The following is a 15,534-nucleotide window of genomic DNA, read 5'->3' on the forward strand; positions in this document are numbered from 1 at the left end:
AGTGTCTCCAGGGGTCAGCGAGGACGCAGCGCGGCGACGGCCAGCACGGCGGGCGCGGTGATGAGCAGGGTGAGCGAGACCAGCGGCGGGCCGCTGCGCGGCGGGTGCTTGCGCGGCGAGGTGCGGTACTCCGGATAACTCACCGGGGACAGCGACGCCTTGGGCGGCGGGGTGGGCTTGCGGGTGGGCGGCGGCGTCGGTCTCGGCACGGGCGGCGGCTTCGGCGGCGGGGTCACGAGGTGCGGTCGGGGGGCCGGTGCCGGGGGCGGTGGCGGTGGCGGCGCCGGCGGCTCGGGCCGGGGTGTGGGCCTGGGCGGCGGGGGAGGCGTGGGCTTCGGCGGTGTCGGTTTCGGGGGCGTCGGCTTGGGCGGCGGGGGCGGCGGAGGCTCCGGCGTGGGACTGGGGCAGGGCGGCGGAACGACCGGAGGCGGACCGCACCAGCCCGAACCGGCGACCGCGACCGCGTCCACCGAGCCGTCCGGACCGATCGAGGCGTACGCGCACGCGTCGGCGGACGCCTCCCCGGCCGGCGCGCCACTGAGGAACCAGGTCAGCGCGAGCAGCGCCAATACCCGTACGGCAAGGGCGGATCGGGTCCGTTGGGGGGGATGCACGACCGAGATCATGGGTCTCCCGGGGGCCCGGCACGCCGGAGCGGCGGGGAATTGCCCCGAAGGAGGGACATCCGCTCTGGCCGGGTTTGCCGGACGGCGCGCGAGATCTCCCGGACTGCGTACATCTGCGCGATCCGTGACGGGCGGGACGCGATCTTCGCGAAGAAATCTGTGAGCGGATTGAACACTTCACCCGCCCCCGCTCGTACCTAGGGCCATGAGCGGCGCACTAGGACGCTGCAACACCCAAGCGAACAGCGGGAGTTGACATGAAGACCTCCTGGCGGAGCGCCTCACTCGTAGCGGCAGCTGCGGCGGTACTGGCGCTCACGACGGCGTGCGGTCAGGAACAGGGCACCCCGTCGACGGGAAGCCAGAACGTGGGCGCCGCACCGGCCGCCGACGGTTACGGGTCCAGCTCCAGTGACGGCTACGGTGCCGGAACCAAGGACGAACAGGGCACGGCGGCCAAGGCGGAGACGGCGGGCCAGCTCTCCGTGACGGAGAACGTGAAGCTCGGGAAGGTCGTCACCGACAGCGCCGGCCTCACCCTCTACCGCTTCGACAAGGACACCGCCGAGCCGCCCAAGTCCGCCTGTGACGGCGACTGCGCCAAGGCATGGCCGCCCGTCCCCGCGGACGGAGCGACGGCCGCCACGGGCGTCGACAAGTCGCTGCTCGGCGAGGTCACCCGCACCGACGGGACCAAGCAGCTGACGATCGCCGGCTGGCCGATGTACCGCTACGCCAAGGACACGAAGGCCGGCGACACCAACGGCCAAGGCGTGGGCGGCACTTGGTACGCCTCGGCCCCCGACGGCAAGAAGGCCTCCGCCGCCGACCTGCCGGGCCTGTCCGTCCGCAACGACCCCGAGCTCGGCGAGGTCGTCGTCGACAAGAACGGCATGACGGTCTACCGCTTCATGAAGGACAAGGCGTGGCCCGACTCCGTGTCGAACTGCAAGGGCGCCTGCCTGGAGAAGTGGCCCGCGGTCGCACCGGTCGAGGCCAACGACACCAAGGGCGTCACGAAGAAGGGCCTGATGGCCTTCACCCGTCCGGACGGTGTCAAGCAGATGACGGTGGACTGCTGGCCCATCTACACCTTCTCCGGTGACAAGGCTCCCGGGGACACGAACGGTCAGGGCGTCGGCGGCACCTGGTACGCCGTCTCGCCCGACGGAAAGCCGGTCGGCGCGTCGAAGTGAGGATCGCCTCCCCAGGGTTGATCGTCCCGCCCGTACAACGACGGAACGTGGAAGGGAGTTGACGAGCAGGCACCGGGTGCCCGACGAACGGAACAACGCGCGCGACCACGGTCCGCCCCCTCCGCACCGCACGGAGGGGGCGGACCGCTTCGGCGCGCGCGCCGCCGTACGCGTGCGCGCGCCCGATTCGGCGGGGAAAGTCCGCCCCTTCGCGGGAGGGCACAATGCGGCACGTGCCGGAGGCAGTGACCGGTAACGGATGGTCAATTTCCGTTTTGGCTCGCTCCTTTGGCGGGCGATCAGTAGCCTCAGCTCGAACACCGGATCGCCTACGTGTCGTCTACGCCTGGAGAGATAGATGGAGCGTCCCGCCTGGGCCCCCCGGAGCATCGACATCTCGGTGCCGAGCGTGTCCCGCATCTACGACTACTACCTGGGCGGTTCGCACAACTTCGAGGTCGACCGGGCGGCGGCCCGCCAGGCGATGGAGTACATGCCGGGGCTCCCGAAGATCATGCAGGCGAACCGTGCCTTCATGCGCCGGGCCGTCCGGTACGCCGTGGGCGAGGGGATCACGCAGTTCCTCGACATCGGCTCCGGCATCCCGACCTTCGGCAACGTCCACGAGGTCGCGCAGGCGGCCAGCCCCGGTGCGCACGTGATGTACGTGGACCACGACCCGGTGGCCGTCGCGCACAGCCAGGCGGTGCTCCAGGGCAACGAGCACGCCGACGTCCTCGCCGCCGATCTGCGCAAGCCCCGCGACATCCTGCAGAACCCCCAAGTCCAGCGCCTGATCGACCTGAACCGTCCGGTGGCGCTCCTGCTCGTTGCCATACTTCACTTCGTGGAGGACGCGGACGACCCGTACAGTGCGGTGGCCGAGCTGCGCGACGCCCTGGCGCCGGGCAGCCTGCTCGTCCTCACGCACGCCTCGTACGAGGGGATCCCGCTCCCGCCGGAGCGGGCCGAGGGCGCGGTCGACGTGTACAGGAAGACCCGCAACCCGCTGATCATGCGCTCGCGCGACGACATCGCGCGGTTCTTCGAGGGGTACGACATGGTGGAACCCGGACTGGTGCCGATGCCGGACTGGCGGCCCGACACGGCACCCGAGGAAGAGGATCCGTACTCCTATTCCGGTTTCGCCGGCGTGGGGCGCGCGGCGTGACGGCGGAACCGGACGGACCGGAGGACAGACTCCGCAGGTTCGCGACGATCTGGAGCCGGGCGGTCTTCCCGGTGACCTCCACGTCGCTGACCCGCCCCGAGTTCGAGGCGCAACTCCTGCCCCTCGCACGCCGGTTGAGCGACGCGCTGCTGGCCAGGACCTACGACGCGACCGAGGGCAGGGCGGTCGGCGCCGCGCTGGTCGGCGCGCACTGCACCGACCCCGAGGCGCTCAGCCGCTCCCTCGACTGCGTGGACGCCTACCTGGTCCTCTACTGCGGCGGGGACGGGAACCGGGAGGCCCTGCGGACCCGTTCCGCCCGGCTCCAGCACGCGATCGCGGCCGGCTTCGCGCAGGCCCTGCGGGACCGGACGCTGACCGAGCAGGAGGCCATCTCCCACGCCGCCCTGAACGCGCGCAGCGTGGTCGCCGAGGCGCTGCACGCGAGCGAGGCGCGCTTCCGCGCCGTGTTCGAGGGCGCGGCCATAGGAATCGGCATCGCCGACCTCGAAGGCAACATCCTCCAGGTCAACGGCGCGCTGCTGCGGATGTTCGGCGGCTCCGAGCAGACGGTGCGCGGCCGCCGGGTCAGCGACTGGACCCACCCGGACGACGCTCCCCAAGTCTGGCGCCTCTACGACGAGTTGGTCAGTGGCGAGCGTGAGCACTACCACGTCGAAAAGGCCTTCTACCGCCCCGACGGCACCGCCCTGTGGACGAACCTGACGGTCTCCCTGCTGCGCGACGCGGACGGCCGGCCCCAGTACCAGCTCGCCCTCATGGAGGACACCACCGAGCGCCGGCTGCTCAACCTCCGCCTGCGGTACGAGGCCACCCACGACGCGCTCACCGGTCTGCCCAACCGGACCCTGTTCTTCGAACGGCTGGAAAAGGCCCTGTCCGCCGGTGAGGGCCAGCGCTTCGGGCTCTGCTACCTCGACCTCGACGGCTTCAAGACCATCAACGACAGCCTCGGCCACGCGGCCGGCGACCGGCTGCTCGTCGAGGTCGCCGACCGCCTCCAGGCCTGCGCGACCGCTCCTGGCGAGATGGTCGCGCGGCTGGGCGGCGACGAGTTCGTGGCGCTGACCACCGGCCCGCACACCGAGCGCGAGGTCGACGAACTCGCCGGACGCATCATGAACGCGCTGGTCACTCCGGTCAGCATCGACGGCCGTGAGCTGACCGTGCGCGGCAGCATCGGCGTGGTGGAGGGGCCCGCCGGGGAGCGCGGGCCCGCCGAGGTGCTGCGCAGCGCCGACATCACGATGTACCGGGCCAAGTCCGCGGGCGGCAACCGCTTCGAACTCGCCGACCCCGAGGCCGACCTGCGCGCCATCACCCGGCACGGACTGACCACCGCGCTGCCGGCGGCCCTGGACAGGAACGAGTTCTTCATCGAGTACCAGCCGCTGGTGCACCTCGGCGACGGCAGCGTCCGGGGCGCCGAGGCGCTGGTGCGCTGGCTGCACCCGCAGCACGGGGTCCTCGGCCCCGACCGGTTCATCCCGCTCGCCGAGCACACCGGGCTGATCGTGCCGCTCGGCCGCTGGGTCCTCGACCAGTCGGTGCGCCAGGCCCGGCAGTGGCAGGAACGGCACGCCGACGCGGGGCCGCTGCGGATCAACGTCAATCTCTCGCCCTGCCAGCTCACCCATCCCGGTCTCGTCTCCGACACGGTCGACATCCTGGAGCGCGCGGGCCTCGAACCGGACGCCCTGTGCCTGGAGGTGACCGAGTCCGCGCTGATCGGCGCCGACGACGACCTCCTCAAGCCACTGCGCCGGCTGGCCGAGATGGGCGTCGACATCGCCCTCGACGACTTCGGCACCGGGTACTCGAACCTCGCCAACCTGCGCCGCCTGCCGGTGAGTGTCCTGAAGCTGGACCGCTCCTTCACCCAGGGCATGCAGCAGTTCCCGGCCGACCCCGTCGATCTCAAGATCGTCGAGGGGATCGTCTCCCTCGCCCACAGCCTCGACCTCGCGGTCACCGTGGAGGGCGTCGAGACGGGCGCCCAGGCCGAGCAGCTGCGGATACTGGGCTGCGACACCGCCCAGGGCTGGTACTACGCCCGCCCCGGCCCGCCGGAGCGGCTGCACGAACTGGCGCTGGTCGACGCCACGGGCTGACCGGCGTACGCCCCCCGAAGGGGACGCCCGACCGGGCGTCCCTTCCTCGTGCAGCGCCCGGGCTGAAACGCCACTTCCTCGTGCCGGGGCGGGGGCGCGGGAGCCCCTCTCCGTGCCGGGCTCCGGCGGTCGTTTCCGGTGGGCGTCGGTGCCGGGGGTCCTCGGGGCCGGCTCCGTGCGAGGGCCGGCCCCGGCCTCCGCTCAGCGTTCCAGCAGCATCCGCTGGAGTTCGCGCGCCGCCCGCGGGGGAGCCACGTCGCTGCGGTGGGCCAGGGCGATCGTCCGGTGCAGGCCCGGCCTGGCCAGCGGCGTCACCCGCAGTCCGCGCCCGGACCGGGTGGCCACCATGCGCGGGACGACGGCCACGCCCAGACCCGCCCCGACGAAGCCCAGCACCGCGTCCATCTCGCCGCCCTCGACGGCGAAGTCCGGCTCGAAGCCCTCGGCCCGGCAGGCGGCGACGGTCAGCTCGCGCAGGTCGTAGCCGTGCCGGAACATCACCAGACGCTCGCCCTCCAGGTCGGAGATCCGTACGGTGCGGCCCCGGCCCGGCGCGGGCGCGTCCGGCGACGACACGACCACCAGGTCCTCCCGCAGCACCTCGACGGTGGTCAGCGCCGGGGACGGCGTCGGCAGCGGCAGGACGACCAGCGCCAGGTCCAGGGCGCCGCGCGCCAGCTCCCGTACGAGATCGTGGGAGCCGCCCTCCTCGATCAGCAGCCGGATGCCCGGATAACGGTCGTGGAAGGCCCGCAGCACGTCCGGGAGCAGCCCGGTGCACAGGCTCGGGGTGGCCCCGAGCCGGACCCGGCCGCTGCGCAGCTGGGCCAGCTCCTGCACCTCGTGCCGGGCGGTGTCCGCGTCGGCCAGGATGCGGCGCGCGAGCGGCAGCAGCGCCTCGCCGGCGTCCGTCAGCGTGATGTTGCCGCGCGCCCGCTGGAAGAGGTCCGCCCCCAGCTCCCGCTCCAGCGCCTTGATCTGCTGGGACAGGGAGGGCTGGGCGACGTGGACGAGGTCGGCGGCCCGCGTGAAGTGCCGGGTCTCGGCGACCGCGACGAAGTACTGGAGCTGATGGAACTGCACGGAACCGATGATAGGCCACGCCTATGGAAACGAGCCGAACCATGTCTTGGACCGATCGGGGTCGGGGGGCCTAGCGTTCCGTGACATGGCTCTGGGAACGCGGACGGACCGACGGCCGTCCCTCGCACGCACCGTGTGGGACAGCTCCGTCGGGAAGAAGACGGTGATGGCCGTCAGCGGCCTGATCATGCTGCTCTACCTGGTCGTCCACATGATCGGCAACCTGAAGATCTTCTTCGGCGAGGGGGAGTTCGACCACTACGCGCACTGGCTGCGCACGGTCGGCGAGCCCTTCATGCACTACGAGTGGACGCTCTGGCTGGTCCGCGTCGTCCTCGTCGCCGCGGTCGTCGCCCACGCCGCCGCCGCGTACCAGCTCAGCCGCCGCGACATCAGGGCGCGCCCCACCCAGTACGTCCACCGGAAGCCGCGGGCGAGCTACGCGACGCGCACCATGCGATGGGGCGGCATCATCCTCGGCCTCTTCATCGTCTGGCACATACTCGACCTGACCACCGGCACCGCGCACCCCGGCGGCTTCCAGTCCGGGCACCCCTACCAGAACGTCATCGACACCTTCTCGACCTGGTACGGCGACGTCGTCTACATCGTCGCGATGCTCGCGCTCGGCCTGCACGTCCGGCACGGCTTCTGGAGCGCGGCACAGACCCTGGGTGCCGGGAGCCGCACCCGCGACCGGGCCCTCAAGGCCACCGCCAACGCCCTCGCGCTGGTGCTGACCCTGGGCTTCGTCTCCGTACCCGTGGCCGTGATGACCGGAGTGGTGAGCTGACATGACCTCCTATGCCGAATACACGACAGGTGAACCGGCCGTCGACACCAAGGCCCCGGCGGGCCCGGTCGACCAGCGCTGGGACACCCGGCGCTTCGAGGCCCGGCTGGTCAACCCCGCCAACCGCCGCAAGCACACCGTGATCGTCGTCGGCACGGGCCTGGCCGGCGGTTCGGCCGGCGCCACGCTCGCCGAACAGGGCTACCACGTCGTGCAGTTCTGCTATCAGGACTCGCCCCGCCGGGCGCACTCCATCGCCGCGCAGGGCGGCATCAACGCGGCGAAGAACTACCGCAACGACGGCGACTCCGTCCACCGGCTGTTCTACGACACCGTCAAGGGCGGCGACTTCAGGGCCCGCGAGTCCAACGTCCACCGCCTCGCCCAGATCTCCGTCGAGATCATCGACCAGTGCGTCGCGCAGGGCGTCCCCTTCGCCCGCGAGTACGGCGGCCTCCTCGACACCCGCTCCTTCGGCGGCGTCCAGGTCTCCCGCACCTTCTACGCCCGCGGCCAGACGGGCCAGCAGCTCCTGCTCGGCGCCTACCAGGCACTGTCCCGGCAGATCGCCGCGGGCAACGTCGAGATGCACCCGCGTACCGAGATGCTCGACCTGATCGTGGTCGACGGACGGGCGCGCGGCATCGTCGCCCGCGACCTGATCACCGGCCGCGTCGACACCCACTACGCGGACGCCGTCGTCCTCGCCAGCGGCGGCTACGGCAACGTCTTCTACCTGTCGACGAACGCCATGAACTCCAACGCGACCGCGATCTGGCGGGCGCACCGGCGCGGCGCCTGGTTCGCCAACCCCTGCTTCACCCAGATCCACCCCACGTGCATCCCGCGCACCGGCGAGCACCAGTCGAAGCTCACCCTGATGAGCGAGTCGCTGCGCAACGACGGACGCATCTGGGTCCCGAAGGCCAAGGGCGACACCCGGCCGCCGAACGAGATCCCCGAGGACGAGCGCGACTACTACCTGGAGCGCGTCTACCCCTCCTTCGGCAACCTCGTGCCGCGCGACATCGCGTCCCGGGCCGCGAAGAACGTCTGCGACGAGGGCCGCGGGGTCGGCCCCGGCGGCCAGGGCGTCTACCTCGACTTCGCCGACGCCATCGCCCGCATGGGCCGCGGGAAGGTCGAGGAGAAGTACGGCAACCTCTTCGACATGTACGCCCGGATCACCGCCGAGGACCCGTACACGGTGCCCATGCGGATCTATCCCGCCGTGCACTACACGATGGGCGGACTGTGGGTCGACTACGACCTCCAGACCACCATCCCGGGCCTCTTCGCGATCGGCGAGGCCAACTTCTCCGACCACGGCGCGAACCGGCTCGGCGCCTCCGCCCTGATGCAGGGCCTCGCCGACGGCTACTTCGTGCTGCCGTCCACCATCAACGACTACCTCGCGCGCCACCCCCACCACGAGGCGGTCACCGACGAACACCCCGTCGTCCAGGAGGTGCTGGCGGAGACCGAGGACCGGCTGCGGCTGCTCCTCGCCGTCGACGGCGACCGCACCCCGGACTCCTTCCACCGCGAAGTCGGCGAGCTGATGTGGGAGTTCTGCGGCATGGCCCGCAGCGAGAGCGGACTGCGCAAGGCGCTGGAGCGCATCCCGCAGATCCGCGAGGAGTTCTGGCGGCGCATCAAGGTGCCCGGCACCGGCGAGGAGTTCAACCAGTCGCTGGAGAAGGCCAACCGCGTCGTCGACTACCTGGAACTCGCCGAACTCATGTGCCTCGACGCACTGCACCGGTCCGAGTCCTGCGGCGGCCACTTCCGCGAGGAGTCCCAGACCCCGGACGGCGAGGCCGCCCGCAAGGACGACACGTTCTCCTACGCCGCCGCCTGGGAGTTCACCGGCACCGGCGAGGCCCCCGTCCTGCACAAGGAAGACCTCGTCTTCGAGTACGTCCACCCCACCCAGCGGAGCTACGCATGAAGCTCACCCTGCGCGTCTGGCGCCAGCGCGCCGCCGACGCCGACGGAGCGATGTCCACGTACGAGGTGGACGGCATCTCGGCCGACATGTCCTTCCTGGAGATGCTCGACACCCTCAACGAGGAACTCATCCTCAAGGGCGAGGACCCCGTCGCCTTCGACCACGACTGCCGCGAGGGCATCTGCGGCGCCTGCTCGCTCGTCATCAACGGCGAGGCGCACGGCCCCGAGCGCACCACGTCCTGCCAGCTGCACATGCGGTCCTTCCAGGACGGCGACACGATCGACGTCGAGCCGTGGCGCGCCTCGGCCTTCCCGGTCGTGAAGGACCTCGTGGTCGACCGGTCGGCGTTCGACCGGATCATCCAGTCCGGCGGCTACGTCACCGCCCCGACCGGCGCCGCGCCCGAGGCCCACGCGACGCCCGTGCCCAAGCCCGACGCCGACTTCGCCTTCGAGCACGCGGAGTGCATCGGCTGCGGCGCCTGCGTGGCCGCCTGCCCGAACGGTTCGGCGATGCTGTTCACCTCGGCGAAGGTCAACCACCTCAATGTGCTGCCGCAGGGCGCCCCCGAGCGGGAGACCCGCGTGCTCGACATGGTGGCGCAGATGGACGAGGAGGGCTTCGGCGGCTGCACCCTCGCCGGTGAGTGCGCCACCGCCTGCCCCAAGGGCATCCCGCTGGTCTCCATCACCGGCATGAACAAGGAGTGGCTGCGCGCGACCCGCAAGGCGGGCAGGCGGTAGCCCTCTCTTCACAGGACGTTCGCCGACAGGGTGCGGACGGGCGGGACCGGGAGTGGTGCTCATCCCCGGTCCCGTCTCGCACTCCCCGGGCCCGGCGCCCGGACGCGGCACGGGGCGCCCCCGGGCATTCAGCATCCCCACATCCCGGCTCCTGGCACAGGTCACGCGCACGCCAATCGGCATCGGAAGAACAGGAGCGCACAGACCGCACCGATCCGGTCTGCGCCGCTCCGCCGAACCGGCCCGTGACCAGGAGAGTGCCATGACCGGCGTTTCCACCCTCGCCAGCCCGCCGCAGCCGACGTCCCCCGCCCGCTACACCGTCACCCTGGCCCGCGACGAGGCCGACGTGCGGGCCGCGCAGCGGCTGCGCCACGAGGTCTTCGCCGGGGAGATGGGCGCCCTGCTCGCCTCCCCGCAGCCCGGCCTCGACATCGACCCCTTCGACGCCTACTGCGACCACCTGCTGGTTCGCGACACCCTCACGGACCAGGTCGTCGGCACCTACCGGCTGCTGCCCCCGGAGCGGGCGGCGATCGCCGGACGGCTCTACTCCGAGTCCGAGTTCGACCTCGGACCGCTCGCCGCGATCCGCCCCGGCCTCGTCGAGGTCGGGCGCTCCTGCGTGCACCCCGACCACCGGGACGGCGCGGTCATCGGACTCATCTGGGCGGGCATCGCCCGCTACATGGTGGACGGCGGCCACGAGTGGCTCGCCGGCTGCTGCTCCCTCCCGCTCGGCGACGGCGGCGCGCTCGCCGCGAGCACCTGGGAGCGGGTGCGGACCAAGCACCTGGCGCCCGAGGAGTACCGCGTACGGCCGCTGCTCCCGTGGTCGCCGGACACCGCCGGGCCCGACCGCACCCCGGTCCCGGGAGCCGCGCGCCGTGACCTGCCCCCGCTGCTGCGCGGCTACCTGCGCCTCGGCGCCTGGGTCTGCGGGGAGCCCGCGCACGACCCGGACTTCGGCGTCGCCGACCTGTACGTGCTGCTGTCGATGCGCCGCGTCGACCCGCGCTACCTGCGGCACTTCCTCTCGCTCGTCCCGGCGTGATGCGGCTCCCCACGCCCGCCGCGGTGCGCCTGCCGCACCCGCGCGCGCCGCGTCCGACGCCCCTGGTCCCGGCCGTCCGCCCGGCCGGGACTCCCGCGGCCCCGAGCGCCTGGCTGCCCAGCGCGCCCTGCTCCCCGCCCTCCTGCGTGCCGGACCCGGGCGGCATGGCCGCGGTGCCGCTGGCCGCCCTCCGGCTGGCGGCGGTGCTGGCGCTGACCATCACGGGGATCGCGCTGATCCCCGTCCTCGCCAGGACACCGGCGGGGACACGGGACCGGCTGGTCCGGCACATGTGCCGGGCCGTGGTCCGGGCCTCGGGCGTCCGCGTGCGCATCACCGGCACGGCCGCGCCGGCCGGTGGCCTGCTGCTCGTCGCCAACCACATCTCCTGGCTCGACATACCGCTCCTCGCCGCCGTCCGGCCGGGCCGCATGCTGGCCAAGTCGGAGGTCGGGCGGTGGCCGGTGGCGGGCGGGCTCGCCGCGCGCGGCGGCACCCTGTTCATCGAGCGCGACCGGCTGCGGGCGCTGCCGCACACCGTCGCGCGGATCACGGAGGCCCTTCGCGCGGGCGCCGCGGTGGTGGCCTTCCCCGAGGGCAGCACCTGGTGCGGCCGGGCCCAGGGCCGCTTCCGGCGGGCCGTCTTCCAGGCCGCGCTCGACGCCGGTGTACCCGTCCAGCCGGTGCGCGTCCGCTACCGGCTCGCCGGGGGAGCGGCCACCACCGCGCCCGCCTTCGTCGGCGACGACTCGCTGCCGGCGTCGCTGTGGCGCGTGGCCACGGCACGCGGCCTGGTCGCCGAGGTGGAGGTACGCGCGCCGCTCGCCCCGGGGACCCACACCGACCGGCGGGGCCTGGCCCGTGCGGCCCAGCGGGCCGTGGAGTGGGGCGGCGCGGTGTCACCGGGGCCGCTGCGGGCGGGCGCGTCCGGGCGGACCACGGTGCCGGAGCGGAAGGCACGGCGACTGCCGTCCGGTGGCGCTCCGGCGGTTCGGCACTCCTCCGTCCACGGCGGGTGAGGTTCCGCCGGCCCTGGTCCTGACGACCCGGCCGCCGCAACGGCGGTACGCGGGCCCGCGGGCGGGGTGCGGGCGAGGGTGCGCCGCGAGATGGCGGGCCGTGCTCGCGCGGGGCACGGCCGTCCGGGGTGTCCTGCGGGCGCTGTCCCTCAGCCGGTGGGCGGCCCCGCGGGCGGGGTGCGGGCGAGGTGCGCGGCGAGATGGCGGGCCGTGCTGCTCTCCCGTACGGCCGCCACCTCCGCCGGAGGCCCCGCCGCCACGATCCGTCCGCCCGCGTCGCCCCCGCCCGGTCCGAGGTCGATCACCCAGTCCGCCCCCGCCACCACCGCCATGTCGTGCTCGACGACCACCACGGTGTGGCCCGCGTCGACCAGCTCGTGCAGCCGGCGCGTCAGGAGCTCGACGTCGGCCGGGTGCAGTCCCGTCGTCGGCTCGTCGAGGAGGTAGAGCGTGGAGCCGCGCCGCACCCGCTGCAACTCACCGGCCAGCTTGATGCGCTGGGCCTCCCCGCCGGACAGCTCCGTCGCGGGCTGCCCGAGCCGCAGATAGCCGAGTCCCACGTCGAGCAGCGCGGAGAGGCTGCGGGCGACGGCCGGAGTGTCCGCGAAGAACCCGGCGGCGGCCTCCACCGTCAGGTCGAGCACCTCCGCGATGTTCCGCCTGCGGTACGTCACTTCGAGCGTCTCGGGGTTGTAGCGGGCCCCGCCGCAGTCGGGGCACGGGGCGTACGTGCTCGGCAGGAAGAGCAGCTCCACGCTGACGAACCCCTCGCCCTGGCAGGTCTCGCAGCGCCCGCCCGCGACGTTGAAGGAGAAGCGCCCCACACCGTACCGGCGCCGCTTCGCCTCGTCGGTTGCCGCGAACACCTTGCGCACGACGTCGAACAGCCCCGTGTAGGTGGCCAGGTTGGAGCGCGGCGTCCGGCCGATGGGCTTCTGGTCGACGGCCACGAGCCGCTCCACGCCCGGCAGTTCATCGCTCAGCTCCCCGACCAGGGTGGACTTCCCCGACCCGGAGACGCCGGTGACCGCCGTGAACACCCCGAGCGGGAACTCGGCGGTCACCCCGCGCAGGTTGTGCCTGCCGACCGGCCCGACCTTCACCCGGCCGCGCGCGGCGCGCACCTCCCGCGCCGGCCCGGGCGGGCGGTGGAAGAGGTGGCGGGCCGTCGCCGACTCCGCCACGTCGGCCAGGCCGGCGACCGGACCGCTGTACAGCACGCGTCCGCCGCGCTCGCCCGCGTGCGGGCCGACGTCGACCACCCAGTCCGCGCCGCGCACCACGTCGAGCTGGTGCTCCACCACGAACACCGAGTTGCCCGCCGCCTTCAGCCGCTCCAGCACCGTGAGCAGGGCCTCGGTGTCCGCCGGGTGCAGCCCCGCCGACGGCTCGTCCAGGACGTAGACGACACCGAACAGCCCGGAGCGCAACTGCGTGGCCAGGCGCAGCCGTTGCAGCTCGCCCGCGGACAGGGTGGGGGTCGCGCGGTCCAGGCTGAGATAGCCGAGACCCAGCTCGACGACGGGTGCGATCCGCGCCCTCAGGTCGTCCGTCAGGACCCGCGCCGTCTCTCCCCGCGGCTCCAGCGACCCGGCCAGCTCGGTCAGCGGCAGTGCGGCCAGCTCGGCGATCGTCCGCCCGCCGAACGTCACCGCCAGCGCCTCGGGACGCAGCCGCCGGCCCTCGCAGACCGGGCAGGGCGCACTCTCCAGGAACCGCTCGGCCCTGGCGCGCAGCGTCGCGCTCCTGGAGTCGGCGAACGTCTTCATGACGTAGCGCCGGGCGCTCATGTACGTGCCCTGGTAGGGGCGTTGGATGCGGTCGGCGTCGCGCACGGGATGCACGGTGACGACGGGCTGCTCGTCCGTGAACAGGATCCACTCCCGCTGTTCGGCGGGCAGTTCGCGCCAGGGCCGGTCCACGTCGTGTCCCAGCGCGGCGAGGACGTCGCGCAGGTTCTTGCCCTGCCAGGCTCCCGGCCAGGCGGCGATCGCGCCCTCGCGGATCGACAGCGAGGGGTCCGGGACCAGGGACTCCTCGGTCGTCCGGTGCACACGGCCGAGCCCGTGGCACTCCGGGCAGGCCCCGGCGGCCGTGTTCGGCGAGAAGGCGTCCGAGTCCAGCCGCTCCGCGCCGGCGGGGTAGTCACCGGCGCGCGAGAACAGCATTCGCAGCGAGTTCGAGAGGGTGGTGACCGTGCCGACCGAGGACCGCGAACCGGGCGTCGAGCGCCGCTGCTGGAGCGACACCGCGGGCGGCAGCCCGGTGATCTCCCCGACCTTCGGAGCCCCGATCTGGTGGATCAGCCTGCGGGCGTAGGGGGCGACCGACTCGAAGTAGCGCCGCTGCGCCTCCGCGTAGACCGTCCCGAAGGCGAGGGAGGACTTCCCCGACCCGGACACCCCGGTGAACGCCACCAGCGCGTCCCGCGGGATGTCGACGTCGACGCCCTGGAGATTGTGCTCGCGGGCACCGCGCACGCGGACGTACGGGTCGTGGGGGCTGTGCATGGGCCGGGCTCCCGGGGACGGGGGACAAAACCCCACGATCCTACGGGGTGCGCGCGAGGGCACCCCGGTGGGTGGCCGCCAGTCCGGCGACCCGGGCGAGCCGCCGGTAGGAGTCCAGCAGCGCGTCGCGGTCGTACGTACTGGTGGTGACGAGCACCTCCTGGGCGCCGGTCTCCGCGACCAGCGTCCGCAGGGCGTCGGCCACCTGGTCCTCGGTGCCGGCGATGTGGCCGGTCAGCCCGGACTCGTAGAACTCCCGCTCCCGGGCGGTCATGGCGAGCGCCTCCACCCGTTCGGCGGGCGGGAGCGGCGGGAACGTGCCGTGGGTGCGGGAGTACGCCATCGACCAGGCCTCGGGGACGAGGATCCGGCGTGCCTCCTCCTCGCCGGCGGCGACCGCCACCGTGCCGGACACCACCACGTACGGTTCCCGCGCCCACGGGGAGGGACGGAACGCCTCCCGGTAGCGGTCGATGCCGCGCCGCGTCCTGTCACCCCCGAGGCCGCCGATGACCAGGGGCAGCCCGGCCCGCGCCGCGACGTCGGCGCCCTCGCCGAGGGCCAGGACGAAGGGCGGCACCCGCAGCCCCTCCGCCGGGCGTGCGTGGACCCCGGTCGGGGACGTGCCCCGGAACCACCCGAGCAGTTCGTCGAGCTGGGCCGCGAAGTCCTCGGCGTCCTCCTTGTCCCGGCCCAGCGCCCTGCGCACCCCGTCCGTGAAGCCCACGGAGCGCCCGAGCCCCATGTCGATCCGGCCCGGGAAGAGGGACTCCAGCACGCCGAACTGCTCGGCCACCACCAGCGGACGGTGGTTCGGCAGCATCACGCCGCCGGTGCCCACCCGGATGCGGCGGGTCGCGGCCGCGACCGCCGCGGCCAGCACCGTCGGCGCCGAACCCGCGATCCCGGGCACGCCGTGATGCTCCGAGACCCAGACCCGGTGGTAGCCGAGCGTCTCCAGCTCCCGCGCCAGGGCCACGGTGTCCCGCAGCGCCCCCGCCCCGTCGTGCCCCTCCCGGGTGCGGGAACGGTCGAGTACGGAGAAACGTGTGGCTTCCACGCGGGGTCCCTTCGCCCGAAGGCCGGTACGCCGGTCCGTTCGGCGTTCTCGCCGACCGGTTCCGTGCGTTCGGCTGCGCCGCTGTCGATCTGCCCGGTACAACACCGCTGACGGCCCGCGACTTCCAGGACGGGGCGCATCCGCCTGAGCAGGTGCGCCCCGACCGGCGTACTGAAGGGGAGGGCATCAGCCC

At 73.1% G+C, this 15,534-nt stretch carries 12 protein-coding genes; 8 read left to right on the forward strand and 4 right to left on the reverse strand.

Features of this window, described 5'->3' with window-relative positions; all coding sequences use genetic code 11:
- Positions 1-14: 14 nt before the first annotated feature.
- Positions 15-209, reverse strand: coding sequence for a hypothetical protein (locus tag ACWGIS_RS21715; protein WP_453364084.1), 195 nt, complete (start codon positions 207-209; stop codon positions 15-17).
- A 674-nt stretch (positions 210-883) separates the two neighbouring features.
- Between ACWGIS_RS21715 and ACWGIS_RS21720 the strand changes: the two genes are divergently transcribed.
- The 3 genes from ACWGIS_RS21720 to ACWGIS_RS21730 all read left to right on the forward strand — a co-directional run bounded on the left by ACWGIS_RS21720 (position 884) and on the right by ACWGIS_RS21730 (position 5,125).
- Positions 884-1,822 carry an SCO0930 family lipoprotein gene (locus tag ACWGIS_RS21720; protein ID WP_453364085.1) on the forward strand — a complete coding sequence of 313 codons (939 nt, stop codon included), beginning with the start codon at positions 884-886 and terminating at the stop codon, positions 1,820-1,822.
- Between the two features lie 358 nt (positions 1,823-2,180).
- The gene (locus ACWGIS_RS21725; RefSeq protein WP_453364086.1) at positions 2,181-2,993 is read left to right on the forward strand and encodes an SAM-dependent methyltransferase; all 813 of its coding nucleotides are present in this window, start codon (positions 2,181-2,183) and stop codon (positions 2,991-2,993) included.
- Positions 2,990-5,125, forward strand: coding sequence for a putative bifunctional diguanylate cyclase/phosphodiesterase (locus ACWGIS_RS21730; RefSeq protein ID WP_453364087.1), 2,136 nt, complete (start codon positions 2,990-2,992; stop codon positions 5,123-5,125). The genes ACWGIS_RS21725 and ACWGIS_RS21730 overlap by 4 nt, the downstream gene beginning before the upstream one ends.
- Positions 5,126-5,326: 201 nt before the next feature.
- On the opposite strand, the gene ACWGIS_RS21735 is transcribed toward ACWGIS_RS21730, so the two are convergent.
- A complete protein-coding gene (locus ACWGIS_RS21735) occupies positions 5,327-6,208 on the reverse strand; it encodes a LysR family transcriptional regulator (protein ID WP_453364088.1) in 882 nt (293 codons plus the stop codon).
- A gap of 85 nt (positions 6,209-6,293) precedes the next feature.
- Between ACWGIS_RS21735 and ACWGIS_RS21740 the strand changes: the two genes are divergently transcribed.
- The 5 genes from ACWGIS_RS21740 (at position 6,294) to ACWGIS_RS21760 (ending at position 11,771) form a co-directional block, all read left to right on the forward strand.
- The gene (locus ACWGIS_RS21740; RefSeq protein WP_453364089.1) at positions 6,294-7,001 is read left to right on the forward strand and encodes a succinate dehydrogenase; all 708 of its coding nucleotides are present in this window, start codon (positions 6,294-6,296) and stop codon (positions 6,999-7,001) included.
- A gap of 1 nt (position 7,002) precedes the next feature.
- Complete coding sequence (locus tag ACWGIS_RS21745) at positions 7,003-8,952, forward strand: fumarate reductase/succinate dehydrogenase flavoprotein subunit (RefSeq protein ID WP_453364090.1); 1,950 nt, start codon at positions 7,003-7,005, stop codon at positions 8,950-8,952.
- A complete protein-coding gene (locus tag ACWGIS_RS21750; protein WP_402375162.1) occupies positions 8,949-9,698 on the forward strand; it encodes a succinate dehydrogenase/fumarate reductase iron-sulfur subunit in 750 nt (249 codons plus the stop codon). Before ACWGIS_RS21745 ends, ACWGIS_RS21750 begins: the two co-directional genes overlap by 4 nt.
- A 262-nt stretch (positions 9,699-9,960) precedes the next feature.
- Complete coding sequence (locus ACWGIS_RS21755) at positions 9,961-10,752, forward strand: GNAT family N-acetyltransferase (RefSeq protein ID WP_453364091.1); 792 nt, start codon at positions 9,961-9,963, stop codon at positions 10,750-10,752.
- A complete protein-coding gene (locus tag ACWGIS_RS21760) occupies positions 10,752-11,771 on the forward strand; it encodes a lysophospholipid acyltransferase family protein (protein WP_453364133.1) in 1,020 nt (339 codons plus the stop codon). Before ACWGIS_RS21755 ends, ACWGIS_RS21760 begins: the two co-directional genes overlap by 1 nt.
- Before the next feature lie 149 nt (positions 11,772-11,920).
- On the opposite strand, the gene ACWGIS_RS21765 is transcribed toward ACWGIS_RS21760, so the two are convergent.
- Entirely contained in the window at positions 11,921-14,281 is a 2,361-nt protein-coding gene (locus tag ACWGIS_RS21765; RefSeq protein WP_453364092.1) for an ATP-binding cassette domain-containing protein, read from the reverse strand.
- Positions 14,282-14,321: 40 nt separating this feature from the next.
- The gene (locus ACWGIS_RS21770; RefSeq protein ID WP_453364093.1) at positions 14,322-15,341 is read right to left on the reverse strand and encodes an LLM class flavin-dependent oxidoreductase; all 1,020 of its coding nucleotides are present in this window, start codon (positions 15,339-15,341) and stop codon (positions 14,322-14,324) included.
- Positions 15,342-15,534: the final 193 nt, after the last annotated feature.

This window comes from Streptomyces sp. NPDC054842 (assembly GCF_053611025.1).